This is a genomic window from Trueperaceae bacterium, from assembly GCA_023954415.1.
In the GTDB taxonomy this organism is placed as follows: domain Bacteria; phylum Deinococcota; class Deinococci; order Deinococcales; family Trueperaceae; genus JAAYYF01.
Genome location: JAMLIB010000010.1, coordinates 1 through 14,734, shown reverse-complemented (window position 1 = coordinate 14,734; position 14,734 = coordinate 1). Strand labels below are relative to the sequence as shown.

At 71.6% G+C, this 14,734-nt stretch carries 12 protein-coding genes; 9 read left to right on the top strand and 3 right to left on the bottom strand.

What is annotated here, in order from left to right; translation table 11 throughout:
• Positions 1–10 precede the first annotated feature (10 nt).
• Both M9914_11975 and M9914_11970 read right to left on the bottom strand, forming a co-directional pair.
• Complete coding sequence (locus M9914_11975) at positions 11–388, bottom strand: RidA family protein (GenBank protein ID MCO5174893.1); 378 nt, start codon at positions 386–388, stop codon at positions 11–13.
• A gap of 11 nt (positions 389–399) precedes the next feature.
• Positions 400–1,560: a protein phosphatase 2C domain-containing protein gene (locus M9914_11970; protein MCO5174892.1), complete on the bottom strand. Its 1,161-nt coding sequence runs from the start codon at positions 1,558–1,560 to the stop codon at positions 400–402.
• Positions 1,561–1,638: 78 nt separating this feature from the next.
• Between M9914_11970 and gatA the strand changes: the two genes are divergently transcribed.
• From gatA to M9914_11930, 8 genes are all read left to right on the top strand, one after another.
• Positions 1,639–3,162: an Asp-tRNA(Asn)/Glu-tRNA(Gln) amidotransferase subunit GatA gene (gene gatA, locus M9914_11965; GenBank protein ID MCO5174891.1), complete on the top strand. Its 1,524-nt coding sequence runs from the start codon at positions 1,639–1,641 to the stop codon at positions 3,160–3,162.
• A 174-nt stretch (positions 3,163–3,336) separates the two neighbouring features.
• Positions 3,337–3,480: a 50S ribosomal protein L34 gene (gene rpmH, locus M9914_11960; GenBank protein MCO5174890.1), complete on the top strand. Its 144-nt coding sequence runs from the start codon at positions 3,337–3,339 to the stop codon at positions 3,478–3,480.
• Between the two features lie 11 nt (positions 3,481–3,491).
• Positions 3,492–3,842, top strand: a complete 351-nt coding sequence (rnpA, locus tag M9914_11955; protein MCO5174889.1) for a ribonuclease P protein component — start codon at positions 3,492–3,494, stop codon at positions 3,840–3,842.
• The gene (yidD, locus tag M9914_11950; protein ID MCO5174888.1) at positions 3,839–4,168 is read left to right on the top strand and encodes a membrane protein insertion efficiency factor YidD; all 330 of its coding nucleotides are present in this window, start codon (positions 3,839–3,841) and stop codon (positions 4,166–4,168) included. The genes rnpA and yidD overlap by 4 nt, the downstream gene beginning before the upstream one ends.
• Positions 4,165–5,709, top strand: a complete 1,545-nt coding sequence (locus M9914_11945) for a YidC/Oxa1 family membrane protein insertase (protein ID MCO5174887.1) — start codon at positions 4,165–4,167, stop codon at positions 5,707–5,709. Before yidD ends, M9914_11945 begins: the two co-directional genes overlap by 4 nt.
• An 8-nt stretch (positions 5,710–5,717) precedes the next feature.
• Positions 5,718–6,308: a KH domain-containing protein gene (locus M9914_11940; GenBank protein MCO5174886.1), complete on the top strand. Its 591-nt coding sequence runs from the start codon at positions 5,718–5,720 to the stop codon at positions 6,306–6,308.
• 19 nt (positions 6,309–6,327) lie between these two features.
• Positions 6,328–7,188 (top strand): peptide chain release factor N(5)-glutamine methyltransferase, encoded by an 861-nt coding sequence (prmC, locus tag M9914_11935; GenBank protein MCO5174885.1) that lies wholly within the window; start codon positions 6,328–6,330, stop codon positions 7,186–7,188.
• A gap of 100 nt (positions 7,189–7,288) precedes the next feature.
• Positions 7,289–8,941, top strand: a complete 1,653-nt coding sequence (locus M9914_11930) for an NAD(P)-dependent oxidoreductase (GenBank protein ID MCO5174884.1) — start codon at positions 7,289–7,291, stop codon at positions 8,939–8,941.
• A 33-nt stretch (positions 8,942–8,974) separates the two neighbouring features.
• On the opposite strand, the gene lspA is transcribed toward M9914_11930, so the two are convergent.
• A complete protein-coding gene (lspA, locus tag M9914_11925) occupies positions 8,975–9,580 on the bottom strand; it encodes a signal peptidase II (protein MCO5174883.1) in 606 nt (201 codons plus the stop codon).
• 186 nt (positions 9,581–9,766) lie between these two features.
• Between lspA and M9914_11920 the strand changes: the two genes are divergently transcribed.
• Positions 9,767–14,632, top strand: a complete 4,866-nt coding sequence (locus tag M9914_11920; GenBank protein ID MCO5174882.1) for an NAD-glutamate dehydrogenase — start codon at positions 9,767–9,769, stop codon at positions 14,630–14,632.
• Positions 14,633–14,734: the final 102 nt, after the last annotated feature.

Here is a 14,734-nt window from a genome sequence, read left to right as displayed (position 1 = left end):
CGAAGCCGCTTCAAGGCAAAGACGCGATGACTTCGACTTCGACCAGCCCCCCCTTGGGCAGCCCGGCGGCCTGCACGGTGCTGCGTGCCGGCAGGTTGCCCTTCAGGTAGCTCCCGTAGACCTCGTTGAACGCCGCGAAGTCGTTCATGTCGGCGAGGAAGCACGTGCTCTTCACGATGTGCTCCACGCCGGTGCCCGCCGCCTCGAGGACGGCCGTGAGGTTGCGCATGACCTGGTGGGTCTGCGCCGTGATGTCGCCGCCCGCCCATGTGCCGTCGGGCTCGAGGGCGATCTGGCCGGCCGTGAAGACCAGTCCGCCCACCTTGACCGCCTGGGAGTATGGGCCGATGGCCTTCGGTGCTGTCTCGGTCGCGATGATCTCGTGCATGCCGCAGAGTATCAACCGCGCCACACGATGAACAACACGAACAGCACCAGCAAGTAGGCGCAGCCCATCAGCCAGTAGCGGTAGGGGAAGAGGGGGTGGCGCTTCAGGCGCTGCCAAGGGCCGTTCCCCGGGAAGTCCTCCTCCACGGCCTTGATGCCGGAGAGCGTCTCGCCGATGTCGACGGAGGCGGGCACGAGCGGCGCGGAGGGCAGGTCGTAGCGCTTCTGGCGCGGCGCGACGGCCTCCGCCCTCAGCACGACGGCCGTGGCGTTGTCGGGGCTGCCGCGGTCGTTGGCGGCCGCGACGAGGTTACGGGCCGCGACCTCGGGCGTCACCCCCGTGACCCGCTTGACGATGTCCTCGTCGCCGAGCAGCATGCTGACGCCGTCGCTGACGATCACCACCGTGTCGCCCGGCTGCACGTCGAAGTAGAGGACGTCGAGCCTGAACGTCGGCGTGGCCCCGATGGCGTTCGTGATGACGTTGCGCCACCTGTGCCTGCGCGCCTCCTCCTCGCTCAGCAGGCCCTGGCGCACCCGGTCGGCCACCCAGCTGTGGTCGACGGTCAGCCGTGTGGCCTTGCCGCCGCGCACCAGGTAGGCGCGCGAGTCGCCGACGTGGCCGACCAGCCCGACCTGGTCGTCGATGAGGACCGCCGTTAGGGTGGTCCCCATCCCCTTGAGCTCAGGGCGCTCGATGGCCAGGTTGTAGACCTCGACGTTGGCGGCCTGCGCGGCGCGCGCGAGGGCAACGGGCGGCTGGGAGCGGCTCTGCCGCAGGGCGTCCACCAGCGTCTCGATGGCCTTGCGGCTCGCCACCTCGCCGGCCGTGTGGCCGCCCATGCCGTCGGCGACGACGCCAAGGTGGCCGCTCCTGCCGACCGTTCCGGCGAAGTACCAGTCCTGGTTCACGCTGCGGACGCGCCCGGGGTCGCTCGTGCCGGCGCTGGCCACGAGCGTCAGGGGCTGGCCGGGTTGGACGCGAGGCGCCGCCCCACCGGGTATGCCGTCGGCCTGGGCACCGGCCCCGCCCCCGGCAGCGCCTACCCCCGCTCTGGCCGGCTCGGCCGGCCGGGGGGCGGCCACGGTGGGCGCCGCCGGCACGGCTACGCCGATGCTGGGGGTGCCTTGGCGGCTGCGGGGTCCGGGGCTGCGCTCGACCTCATCGGCCATGTCCAGGCATGATACCGCCGCGCGCACGCCCTTCCGTTCGTAAGGGCTCGTCGGGAACCAACTGCTATGCTTCGCCGCATGACTTTCGGCGGAACCCCCGCGCACCCCGACCAGGCGCGCCCAGGAGCGACCGTGCGCGCCATCGCCGAGTCTGTCGCGCAGGGCAGGGTCAGCGCGACGGAGACGGTCGCCGCGGCGCTCGACAGGGCCGAGGCCGCGCAGGCGGAGCTCAACGCCTTCATCGTCATCGACCGCGCGGGCGCAGAGTCCGCCGCGGCGGCCATCGACGAGCGCCGCGCTGCAGGCCTGCCCGTCGGCCCCCTCGCGGGCGTGCCGGTCGCCGTCAAGGACAACCTGGCGACGGTCGGCCTGCCGACCACGGCGGCCTCGCGCATCCTGGCAGGCTACGTCTCGCCGTTCGACGCCACCGTCGTGGCGCGGCTCAAGGCCGCCGGCGCCGTGGTGATCGGCAAGACGAACCTCGACGAGTTCGGGATGGGCTCGACGGGGGAGAACTCGGCGTTCGGACCGACGCGCAACCCCCACGACCCGGGCCGCGTCGCGGGCGGCTCCTCGAGCGGCTCCGCCGCCGCCGTCGGCGCCGGCGTCGTGCCGTTGGCGTTGGGCTCGGACACGGGCGGCTCGAGCCGCCTGCCTGCCGCGTTCTGCGGCATCGTCGGCTTCAAGCCGACTTACGGCGGCCTGTCGCGCTACGGGCTCTTCTCCTACGCCTCCTCGCTCGACCAGGTCGGCCTGCTGGGGCGCTCGGTGGCCGACGTCGCGGCGGCGCTCGGCGTCATGGCCGGCTCCGACCCTCGCGACGCCACGAGCGTCGACCTGGAGCCGGCCGGCTGGGCCGCGGCGGCCGGCGCTGGACCTGGCGCGGCGCCGGACCCGGTGGCCGCGGGCGGCGACCTCACCGGCGCGCGCTTCGGGGTCGTCGAGGAGCTCGCCGGCGAGGGCTTCGGCCCGGACGCGCTCGCCTCGCTGGCCGCCGCGCGCGCCGCGCTCGAGTCCCGCGGGGCCGAGGTCGTCGAGGTCTCGCTCCCCGGCACCGCCTTGGCGGTCGCCTGCTACTACGTGATCGCCGCCGCCGAGGCGTCTAGCAACCTCGCCCGCTACTCCGGGATGCTCTACGGGCAGCGGGTCGGGGCGGAGCGCGAAGGCCAGGAGCTGGTCATGCGCGCCACGCGCGGTGCGCTCTTCGGTCGGGAGGTGAAGCGCAGGATCCTCCTAGGGTCGTTCGCCCTCTCCGCCGGCTACTACGACGCCTACTACGGTCGGGCGCTCAAGGTGCGGCAGCGGCTCACGCGCGAGATGGACGCCGCCCTCGGGCGGGTCGACGCTCTCGTCACTCCCACGGCGCCCGGGCCGGCGTACGCCAGCGACGAGAAGACGGCGGACCCGCTCTCCATGTACGTGGGCGACGTGGCCACCTGCCTCGCGAACCTCTCGGGCGGACCGGCCGTGAGCGTGCCGTGCGGCACGGCCGTCGGCGCCGGCGTGCGGGGCTTGCCGCTCGGGGTACAGCTCATAGGCCGCGCCGGAGCCGACGCCGCGCTCCTGCGCCTGGCCGCCGCGCTCGAGGCCGCCCTGGCCTGAACCGCCGTAGAGCGCGAAGCGACGGCGGTGTGGTACTATTCCACGGCTTGACTGTCCTGCCGGGACGGCAGCTCGCGTTGGGTCGTCAGGGGCCGAAGAGGCGCCGCGCGGCCTTCGCTCGCAGCGTGCTTCCCGGCACATCCACCCGACGGTAAGAGACTGGAAGGAGACACCATGAAGCGGACGTATCAGCCTAACCGCAGGAAGCGTGCCACCACGCACGGTTTCCGGGCGCGCATGGCTACCCCAGGTGGTCGCAACGTCATCAGACGGCGGCGCGCCAAGGGGCGTAAGCGCCTGTCCGTATCGGATCGCTGAGACGGTTCGCGGTGCTCCGCTCGTTGAGCGGTGACCGCGCGTTCCAACGACTGCGCAAAGGGAGCTCCGGCGGCGGCAAGCACGTTACGGTGCGTTGGCGACCGACACGCTCAGGGGAGGTCAGAGTGGGCATCGTGGTGAGCCGCAAGGTCGGCAAGGCCGTGGTGCGTAACCGGGTCAGGCGTCGGCTGCGTGAAGGCGTCCGCGAGCTCCTCAGACAACCCTTGCGCGAACCGGCCCACGCGGCCTCGGTGCCGTCGTTCGACCTCCTCGTCATCGCGAGGCCGTCGGCCGCCGCCGCCGACTACCACGACTTGAAGCGGTCGCTCACGAGCGCGTTCGAGCGCGCCGGGCTCCGATGAGGGGCGATGCCCACTTCGGCGGCGCCTCTCTCGGGCGTCTGGCCAAGGACGCGGCCATCTGGCCACTGAGGGCCTACCAGCGCTACCTCTCCCCGCTGAAGGGCGCGCCGTCGTGCCGTTTCCACCCCACCTGCAGCGCGTACGCCATCGAGGCCATCGAGCGCCACGGCGTGATACGCGGCAGTTGGCTCGGCCTCAAGCGCGTGCTCCGCTGTCATCCGTTCCACCCGGGCGGTTACGACCCGGTGCCGCCCCGGCGCAGGCCGGGCTCCGAACTCGACCCACAGGCGTTGGAGCGTACCGACGTCCACACGGAGGCCCCTTGAAACGCGTCAACAGACTGCGGCCGGTAGCGCTCATGGCGGCGCTCCTCTTCTCGACGTTCGCGAGCGCGCGCGTCGAACTGGCTGCGACAGCCTTCCGTGAGGCCGACTTCCGCGGCGCCGAGAAGATAACCGCCACCTGCTCCACCCAGACGCCGTCCTTCTTCTGCGAGGACGGACAGGACCTCACCCTGATCACGAGCAAGGGCGTCGACTACGTGTTCGACGGCGCCGGCCAGCTCGTCGCCGCCTTCGGCAAGCAGCAGCGCGGCCAGCGCCTGGGCGACTACAGCATCGACGCTCGGTTCAACCTCATCCCGTTCGAGTCGGAGGTGCCCGGCCTCGCGCTCCTGATCGACGGCGCGTACGCCACGCCGACCGACGTGGCCGGCAGTTGGCGCGAAGGCGACGAGGGGCTCCTCGTCGGCACGTTCACGGCGCGCGTCGGCGGCTTCGAGGTGGAGCGCACCCTGACCCTGCAGAGCGGCGTCGACACGATCGGGGTCGAGTTGACCGCTCGGCGCGTCGACGGGGCGGACGCCCCGAGCACGCTCCAGCTCGTCGTGCCAGGCATCGGGCGCACCGCGGCGCCGGTGGTCAAGATCGGCCACGGCGACTCGTTCACGCTCAACCCGAGCGAGCAGGCGTTCCCCGACCCGACCTACGCCTCGCTGCAGGTGAACAACAACAACCGCGACTTCGCCCTCGTCATGCGGCCGGCGCCGGGCAGCGCGGGCGTGTCCGCCACCTACATGCGCCCGAACCGCATCGCCTTCCAGGCCCAGGTGGGCGCGGCTGCCGGCGCGGCGTACACGTTCGACCTCGGCCTCTACCCCGGCCACAACGAGCTCGTGCGCTACAGCCAGGAGCAGTACCTGGAGCTGCCAGGGCTCTTCAACCCGAACATTCTCGGGCGGCTGTCGCTCATAGTCGTCCGCATCCTCGAGTTCGTGCACCAGTACGTGCCGAGCTGGGGCCTCTCGATCATCGTCCTGACGCTCCTCTTCAGGGCGCTCATCTGGCCCCTCATCAGCACCCAGACGAAGTCGATGTTCGGCATGCAGCGCCTGCAGCCGAAGCTGCAAGAGCTGCAGAAGAAGTACAAGGACGATCGCGAGAAGCTCACGCAGGAGACGATGGCGCTCTACCGCGAGGCGGGCGTCAACCCGGCGGGCGGCTGTCTGCCGATCATCGTCCAGATGCCCCTCTTCATCATCTTGTGGCGCGTGTTCGTGAACTTCGAGTTCAACGAGGGGTTCCTGTGGCTGCCCGACCTCGGTCAGGCCGACCCCTTCTACATCCTCCCGATCCTGTACGTGGCCGTCATGATCGCGACGTCATACTTCTCCGCCCGCGGCAACCCTCAGATGCTGCGCCAGTCGCTCATCATCAACGTGGTCTTCGTGTTCATCATCGTCGGTTTCCCGGCCGGGGTGCTCGTCTACTATGTGGTATCCATGTTGGTGCAGGTCATCCAGTACTGGTTGCTGAGCCGCGGTCAGCCCGCGCCAGTCGTCGCGGCGCCGGCCAAGCGCTCCAAGTGAGGCCATAGATGAGTGACTCGGATCTCGACAAGTACCTCGAAGGCATCGGCATCGATGTCGATGGGGAGGACGCGGAAGAAGGCCAGGTAGCACGCTTCACCGCCGAGGAGGAGTACGAGCAGGTCGTCGATGCCGGCCCCATCGTCCAAGGCGAGCCGTTGGAGCGCGCCGAGGCGTTCCTCGTCAACCTGCTCCTCAACATCGACCCGGCCTACGCGGTCGAGGTCAACCAGGTGTCGGACGAAGAGATCCAGGCGGAGGTCTACGGCGGCGACCCGGGCAAGATCATCGGGCGCAACGGGCGCACCCTCGCGGCGCTCGAGTACTTGACGAACGCCGTTGTCAACCGTGACGAGAGCGGCCGCATCCGCGTCAACGTCGACGTGGGCGGCTACAAGCGCCGTCGCGACGAGCGGCTGCGCAAGGAGGCCTTGCAGGCCGCGGCCAGGGTGCGCAAGGGCGGCATGCCGGTCGAGCTCGAACCCATGAGCGCGGCCGAGCGCCGGGTAGTGCACATGTGCCTGGCCGAGGAGCCCGGGGTAAGCACGGAGTCGCGCGGCGAGGGCAGCGAGAGGCGCGTGGTGGTCAGGCCCGCCTGAGGCGTGACCCCGCACCCAATTGCGCAGCATCCTGCAAGCTCACGCCGAAGCGGCGGCGCGGTTGACGGCCGCCGGCGTCCCCAGCCCTGAGCACGACGCGTGGCGGCTCCTGGAAGCAGCCTCCGGACTGAGTCGTAGTACCCTCCTCCTGACGGGCGCGTCCGCCGTGCCCGAGGCGACCGCCGCGCGGCTGGCCGGCCTCGTCGAGGAGCGCGCGGCACGCGTGCCGCTGCAGCACGTCCTCGGGGTCGCGCACTTCTACGGGCTCGAGCTTGCCGTGGACGCGCGCGTGCTCGTGCCGCGGCCCGAGACGGAGCGGCTCGTCGAGCTCGTCCTCCGGGAACTGGCGGACGGGCTCGCCGACGCAGGACCGGCGCCCGCGACGGTCCTGGACGTCGGCACGGGCAGCGGCGCCATCGCGCTCGCCCTCAAGGCGGAGCTAACGAGCGCGGAAGTGTGGGGCACCGACGTCTCGGAGGACGCGCTCGCCGTGGCGCGCGGCAACGCCGCGAGGCTCGGCCTCGCCGTCGGCTTCCTCCGCTCGGACCTGCTGGCTGACGAGGAGGTCGCCGCCCTGGCGCGGCGTGCCGCCGTCCTGGCGGCTAACCTGCCCTACCTGCCCGAGAGCGACCGGGTGGCGCTGCAGCCTGAGGCCGCCGCCGACCCTCCCGGCGCGCTGTTCGCCGCGGACGGCGGCCTCGCCATCGCCGCGCGCCTCGCCGACCAGGCGTGGCTGACGTTGCCGCGAGGGGCGCTCTTGGCGCTAGAGCTCGACCCACGCAACGTGCGCGGGTTGGCGGAGCGGTTGAGCGGGTGGGAAGGCGTGCGCCTGGAGCCGGACCTCGCGGGCAGGGAGCGCTTCCTGCTGGCGCGCAGGTGAAAGCGGTGCCGCCACGCCGGGCATGCAGGTCCTCGGTGACGGTGCGCCCGCCGTGCGGCGGGACCGACCGCCCGGCGCCAGGTCAGATGGGCGGTCGGGCGTGAAGGAGCGCGTCACCCTCTTCGGCGCCAGCGGCACGATGGGCTCCCAAGTCTTCGAGGAGCTCCGCCGCCGGGCGGAACGTTACGACCTCACGCTGCTGCTGCTCCCGGGCGACGCCCGGGTGATGCGCCTGGCGCGCGGGTTGCGCGAGGCGGGCATCGACACCTCGCGCCGGGCCGGGATAGCGGAGGGCAGGGGCGTGCGCGTCGTATGGGGCGACGCCACGGACGCGGCGACGGTGCGGGAGGCGGTGAGGGGCGCGGACTGGGTGCTCAACACGATGGCCTACATCTCGCCACAGGCCGACTACCGACCCGAGGTCGCCTGGGCCGTGAACGACCTGGCCGTCGGCAACGTGCTGGCCGCGATCTGCGACGAACCGGACGGGGCGAGGCGCATCGGCTACGTGCACACCGGCTCGGTCGCACAGACGGGCAACCGCCCGGCGACCGGACGCGCCGGCGCCCCCGGCACGTACGTCGGACGCGTCGGCGACCCCATGAACCCGTCCGTGTACGACGAGTACGCCCTCTCGAAGATCGCCGGCGAGCGGCGCGTGATGGAGTCGCCGCTCGAGCGGTGGGTCTCCCTGCGCATGTCGTTCATCATGCCGACGGACCACGCCGACCTCATGGGCCTGTTCGACCCCATCGCCTTCCACATGCCGCTCGACACGCGCATGGAGAACGTGACGGACCGCGACGCCGGCCTCGCCATGGCCAACTGCCTCGAGCTGCGGCACGAGCGAACGTTCTGGCGCCGCGCCTACAACGTCGGGGGCGGCCAGGGCATGCGGACGACCGCGCGCGCCTACCTCGGGGCCGCCTACGGCCTCATGGGCCTCGACGTCGGCCGCTGCATGGAGGAGAACTGGTTCGGCCTCAGGAACTTCCACTTGCAGTACTACGATGACTCGGACGTCACCGAGCGCTACCTGCGCTACCAGCGTGACGATCTTGCGAGCCACGCCGCCGCCCTCCGTGCGAGCATGGCGCCCGGCATGAAGCTCCTCGCGTGGCTATGCGCGCGCCTGCCGGCCGTTCGACGCCTGAGCGAGAGGGTGGTCCACGACCGGTTCGAGCGTCTGGCGCGGGGGCATGCCAACAGCCCCAGACGGTGGTACCTCACGCGCAACGACGCGCGCGTGCGGGCCTTCTTCGGTGGCTACGCCGCCTACGAAGCCATCCCCGCCGGCGGCTTGAGCGACTCTATCGACGATGACGGTCCGTGGACGCGCTTCGACCACGGCTACCCGGAGGGGGTCGAGGACCTGGCCCGGGACGACCTGAGGCTGGCGGCGGCCTTCCGCGGGGGCGAGTGGCTCGGAGCGGTGGGGGGCGTGGGCGAGGAGGGGGCGCTCGACGAAGGCGCGGATGGCGAGGGGCTCGTCGGCTGGCACGAACGCTGCGCCTGGCGCTGCGGCTCCGACCACGAGTTCGAGGCGCGCCCCAGCACGGTCCTGCGCGGCGGTCATTGGTGCCCGCGCTGCCTGGGGACGTGGGACGGCGGTCGTCGGGCGGCGCTGGAGCCGTTCTTCGCGCAGGCCTGGTACGCCGACCACGACCCGGACGAGCTCGAGCCGTACCCGGCCGACGGAGCCGAGGACGTCGCGAACGCGGACGTCGCATGGCGTGCGCGCGGGGCCCGCTGACGCGGAGTGCCGGGGCGGGCCTCGGACCCGCCCTCAGGTGTTGGGGGTGGAGGCGTCGCCCTGTTGTTGCGCCCCGGCGCCGAGGGGCGGCACCTCGGGCAGCTCGTCGAGGCGGTGGTCACGGGGTGCCGGAGCGCGCTTGACGTCCTTGCGGGCATCGTGGCGCGGCTCGCCGCCGAGGCTGCCGACGAAGAGCAGGAGCGCGCCGATGACCACGCAGGCGTCGGCGACGTTGAAGACGGGGAAGTCGAAGCTGCCCACCTTGAAGTGCACGAAGTCGACGACGTAGCCGAGGCGCAACCTGTCGAGCATGTTGCCTGCCGCGCCAGCCAGGACGAGGGCCAGGGTCACTTTCAGGAGCGTTGGAAGGCGCTTGGCGCTGCGCCACAGGTAGACGCCGAGGACCACGGACACCGCGGCCGAGAGGAGCCCGAGGAGGAGCGTGCCGTCGATGGTGAGCCCCCCGAGCTTGATCTCGAGGTCCTGCAGCATGCCGAAGGCGGCGCCGCCGTTGCGCGTGTGGGTGATACCGAAGCCGAGGGCGAGCGGGATCTCCGTGCCGTCTCTCGGGAGGGTGGCGACCACCCAGGCCTTGCTCAACTGGTCGAGCGCGACCAGCGCGGCCGCGAGGAGAAGCATCACCCGGGCAGTATAGTCCGCGGCCCGACGTCGACGGCACGCGCCGGCGGCGCGGATGGGGTTGTTTCGCTCGCCCACGAACCGCCCGTGCCATAGCATCGGTTCGGCGGTATCTTGGCCTGACTAGGTGATCACATGGGGCGCGGCGCTCGAAGACGCCGGCACGCCCGCGGAAGGCAGACGAGCATGTCTCTTACCTTGGAACAGTACTTGGCGACGTTGGCGGGGGCCGGCGACCACCGGCTCGAGCGCTTCGCCGCCGCGCTCTACGAGAAGGCGGACGCCGGGCTCATCGCGCTCATCGGTCCGGAGGCCATGAGCTCGTTGGCGCGCAAGGGTCTGGCGTTCCTCGACGCCCTTGGCACCGCCCCCCTCGCGGTAACGGCGTTCGCGCCGGACGGTATCGCGGGGTCCGCCCCCCTCCCGTACTCCGTCCTCATGCTCGCGCTCAAGGACCGGCCGTTCATCGTCGACTCCGTGCAGGCCGAGCTGCGCAGGCGCGGCCTCGCGGTCGCCGACAAGCTCCATCCCACCGTGCTTGTCAGCCGTGCCGCGGACGGCTCCATCGTCGACCTCGGCCAGGGTGCCGCTGGCTCGAACACCAGGCGGGAGGCCTTCGAGGTCTACTTGCTCGACGCCGGCCTCGGCCAGGAGACCCTCGACGCAGCGGCGCAAGGGGTGCGCGCCGTGCTCGGCGACGTCATCCTCGCGACGGACGACTACCGGGCCATGCTCGAGCGCAGCCGCGCCGTGGCGGGCTACCTACGCGCCCTGAGCGGCGCGCAGCGCGCCGCGGCCGCCGCGTTCGGCGCGCAGGACTGCGACGAGGACGCCGCCTTCCTCGACTGGCTCGAGGACGACAACTTCGTGTTCCTCGGCTACCGCGAGTACGAGATCGTCGACGCCAAGGGGCGCCCGGCCCTCGGCCTCGTCGATGGCAGCGGCCTGGGCGTCTTGCGCAAGGTCGCCAGCAGCGCCTACCGCACGCCCGTCCCGTTGGACGAGTTGCCGGCCGCCCTCAGGGAGCGCGTTGCCGGCGGCCGCTTCTTCCTCGTCACCAAGGCGAACTCCGAGGCGACCGTGCACCGCGCGAGGCGCATGGACTACATCGGCGTGAAGCGGCTCTCGGAGGCGGGCGTAGTGCTGGGCGAGCAGCGCTTCGTCGGGCTCTTCACCACGAAGGGCCTCGCCGCCCCCGTCGAGGACGTACCCATCCTGCGCAGCAAGCTCCGGAGCGTCCTGGAGCGCGACCAGGCCATCCCCGGCTCGCACGACTACAAGGCGATCGTGGCCGCCTTCAACGGCCTGCCGCGCGAGGAGCTCTTCTGGCTGGGCGTCGACCAGATCCACGCCGACATCCGCACCATCATGCGCGTCGGCCAGGACCCCACGGCGAGGCTAACGCTGCACGAGGACCCGCTCGGCCGCGGTCTGGCCGCCATGGTCGTCATGCCGCGCGAGGGCTTCTCCGACGACGTGCGTAGGGCCGTGCAGGGCTACCTCACGGAGGCACTGGCCGCCAAGCGCATCGACTCGCGCCTCGCCATCGGCGAGGACGAGGAGCACGCCCGCTTCCACTTCTACTTCGTGACGGACTCGCGCCTCGCCGACCTCGACGTCAAGGCCCTGGAACGCCAGGTCCAACGCCTCTCGCGCTCGTGGTCCGAGGCCATGCGCGAGCTCCTCGTGGCGGCCCACGGCGAGAACGCCGGGCGCACGCTCGCGGCCCGCTACTCCCAGGTGTTCGACGAACGGTTCAGGGCGACGGTGGCGCCGGAGCAGGCCGTCGCGGACATCGAGCACCTCGAGCGGCTCGCGGAACGGCCGCGGGTAGTCGATCTGGCGCCGGCGCCCGCGGCCACCGGTACGGCCGACGCCGCCCAGGCCCTCCTGCGCGTCTACCACCGCGGCCACGGGCTCGCCTTGTCGGACGTGCTGCCCCTCCTGGAGAACGTGGGGCTGCGGGTCATCGAGCAGTACCCGTACAACCTGCTCGTCGACGGCGAGTCGCGCGGGGTCGACGTCTACACGGTCGTGAACGCCACCGGTGGCGAGTTCGACGTCGAGGCCGAGAAGGGCAGGCTGGTCGAGGCACTCGAGGGGCTCCTGGCCGGCGAGGTCGAGAACGACGAGCTGAACCGGCTCGTCCTGCGCGCGCGCCTGAGCGCAAGGCAGGTCGCGCTCCTGCGCGCCTACCAGATGTATTACGCGCAAGTGAACTTGGTCACGAGCCGCTCGTTCGTGAGCGCCGCCCTCCTGGCCCACCCGCGCGTGGCCGCGCTCCTGATGCGCTACTTCGAGGCCCGCTTCGACCCCGCCTTCGCGGGCGGGGCGGGGGCCCACTCCGCCGAACGTGAGCGGGCCTCCCAGAGCGCGCACCAAGCCGTCATCGACTCCCTCGGCGAGGTCTCCTCGCTAGCCGAGGACGGCGCCCTGCGCGGCCTCCTCGACCTCATGGCCGCCACCGTGCGCACGAGCTACTTCCTGGGCCTCGAGCGCATCAGCTTCAAGCTCGACTCTGCCAAGGTCGGCGCCATGCCTGAGCCGCGACCCATGTTCGAGATCGCCGTGTCCGCGCCGCTAGTGGAGGGCACGCACTTGCGTGGCGGCAGGGTAGCCCGCGGCGGCATCCGGTGGTCGGACAGGCCGGATGACTTCCGTACCGAGGTCCTCGGCCTGCTGAAGACCCAGACGACGAAGAACGCCGTGATCGTGCCCGTCGGCTCGAAGGGCGGCTTCGTCATCAAGGGCGCGCCGACCGACCGCGACCAGCTCCGCGACTTCGTGCGCGCCCAGTACCGCACCTACATCCGCGGCCTGCTCGACCTCACCGACAACCTCGTCGCCGGCGCGGTCGTGCACCCGAAGGGCCTCGTCATCTACGACGAGCCCGATCCGTACCTGGTCGTCGCCGCCGACAAGGGCACGGCCACCTTCTCCGACCTGGCCAACGCCACGTCCGCCGAGTACGGCTTCTGGCTTGGCGACGCCTTCGCTTCCGGCGGCTCGGCCGGCTACGACCACAAGGGCATGGGCATAACGGCGCGCGGCGCCTGGGAGGCCGTCAAGCGCCACTTCGCCGAGCTCGGCCTCGACGTGTTCAAGGACACCTTCACGGTCGCCGGCATCGGCGACATGTCCGGCGACGTGTTCGGCAACGGCCTGCTCTACACGGACCGCATCCGGCTGCAGGCCGCCTTCAACCACCTGCACGTCTTCCTCGACCCCGACCCCGACCCGAAGGCCTCCTTCGCCGAGCGCCGGCGGCTCTTCGAGCTCCCTCGCTCGACCTGGGCCGACTACGACGCCGCGAAGATCAGCCGCGGCGGCGGCGTGTTCGAGCGCTCCGCCAAGTCCATCCCCTTGAGCCCGGAGGTCAAGCGCATGCTCGGGGTGAGCGACGACGCCCTGAGCGGCCAGGACCTCATCAGGGCCGTCCTGCGCATGGAGGTCGACCTCCTCTGGAACGGCGGGATCGGCACGTACGTCAAGGCGTCGAGCGAGCGCAACGCCGAGGTCGGCGACTCGGCTAACGACGGCGTGCGCATCGACGGGACGGAGCTGCGCGCGACGGTCGTCGGCGAGGGTGGGAACCTCGGCTTCACGCAGCTCGGGCGCATCGAGTACGCGCTCGCCGGCGGCCGGATAAACACGGATGCCATCGACAACAGCGCCGGCGTGGACACCTCCGACCACGAGGTCAACATCAAGATCCTCTTCCAGCCGCTCGTGGCCGCAGGCACCGTGGCGTTGGCGGAGCGGGACGAGCTCCTGAAGGCCATGTCCGACGACGTGGCGCGGCTCGTGCTCGCGCATAACCGCGCTCAGCCCCTCGCCCTCAGCCTCGCCCAACGCGCGAGCAGGGAGGACCTGGGGCTGTACTCCTCCCTTCTCGACTACCTCGTCGAGAACTCCGGCCTCAACCCGCACGTCGAGAAGCTCCCGACCGCCCGCCAGCTCGAGGAGCGGCGCCGGGCGGGGCAGGGGCTCACCCGCCCCGAGCTCTCCGTGATGCTCGCCTACGTGAAGATGGGTCTGTACCGTCGCCTCCTCGAGACCGACCTCCCGAGCGAGCCGCGGCTGCAGCACTACCTCCTCGAGTACTTCCCCGCCGCGGTGCGCGAGCGCTTCCCCGAGGCGATCGCTCAGCACCGGCTGCACCGCGAGATCGTCGCCACCGTGCTCACCAACACCCTGGTCGATGAGCTCGGCCTCGCGTTCGTGCACAAGGCCATGCGCCAGAACGGCGTGACGCCCATCGAGGTCGTGCGCGCCACCCTGCTCGCGCTCGAGCTCCTCGACGCCAAGGCGGTCCGCGCCCACCTGGACGCCAGGGCGGCCGACGTGCCCGCCGAGGCGTACTACTCGGCGCTCGAGCAGCTCGTGGCTGCCGTCGAGAGCGTCGTCGGCTGGATGCTCTTCAACGACGTCGGGCACGGCGGCTTCGACGAGGCCGTCACCGCCTACCGCCCGCAGCTCGCCGAGCTCCGCGGCTCCTTGGTCGAGCGCCTGCCGGAGGCGGAGCGCGACCGCTACGACGCGGCCGTCGCCGACCTCGTCGAACAAGGCTTCGAGACCCCCGACGCCGAGCTGATAACGGGCTTCGACTACCTCGCCGACTCGCTGAGGATCGTCGACATCGCGTCCGACACGGGCGTGCCCCTCGGGCACGCGGCGCAGCGCTTCTACCAGCTCGGCGAGCGGCTCTCGCTCGGCTGGCTGCGCGAGGCCATCGAGTCCTTGCCGAGTAGCGGCCAGTGGGAGCAGGTGGCGCTCGTCGGGCTCGTCATGGACCTGCGGTCCGTCCAGCAGGGGCTCACCACCGCCTACGTCGCGTCCGGCCCGGACGAGAGCGCTGGCGTCGACGCGGCCCTGGAAGCGTTCGTCAAGACCGCCGGCGGCTTCAAGCGCTTCGAGCTGGCCCTCGAGCAACTCCGCGAGCCTGGGGTGCTCGACCTCGCCTCCGGGTCGGTCCTCGTCAGGATCCTCGAGCAGGCGCGCACGGCGGCGAACGCCGGGGCCATGAAGCGGGCGGTGGCGCCTGGGCGCTGACGTTCTCGTTGGCTGCGGCGTGGGCGGGGGTGACGAGTCGAGTAGCGGGGGGGGGGGGGGGGGGGGGGGGCGGGGGGGGGACCCCCCCCCCCCCCCCCCCCA

Bases quoted from the DNA above. Each gene is read 5' to 3' on its own strand.
- M9914_11940 (MCO5174886.1), top strand. From the start codon at position 5,718: ATGAGTGACTCGGATCTCGACAAGTACCTCGAAGGCATCGGCATCGAT.
- yidD (MCO5174888.1), top strand. From the start codon at position 3,839: ATGAGGGGCGATGCCCACTTCGGCGGCGCCTCTCTCGGGCGTCTGGCC.
- M9914_11920 (MCO5174882.1), top strand. From the start codon at position 9,767: ATGTCTCTTACCTTGGAACAGTACTTGGCGACGTTGGCGGGGGCCGGC.
- rpmH (MCO5174890.1), top strand. From the start codon at position 3,337: ATGAAGCGGACGTATCAGCCTAACCGCAGGAAGCGTGCCACCACGCAC.
- gatA (MCO5174891.1), top strand. From the start codon at position 1,639: ATGACTTTCGGCGGAACCCCCGCGCACCCCGACCAGGCGCGCCCAGGA.
- M9914_11975 (MCO5174893.1), bottom strand. From the start codon at position 388: ATGCACGAGATCATCGCGACCGAGACAGCACCGAAGGCCATCGGCCCA.
- lspA (MCO5174883.1), bottom strand. From the start codon at position 9,580: ATGCTTCTCCTCGCGGCCGCGCTGGTCGCGCTCGACCAGTTGAGCAAG.
- M9914_11970 (MCO5174892.1), bottom strand. From the start codon at position 1,560: ATGGCCGATGAGGTCGAGCGCAGCCCCGGACCCCGCAGCCGCCAAGGC.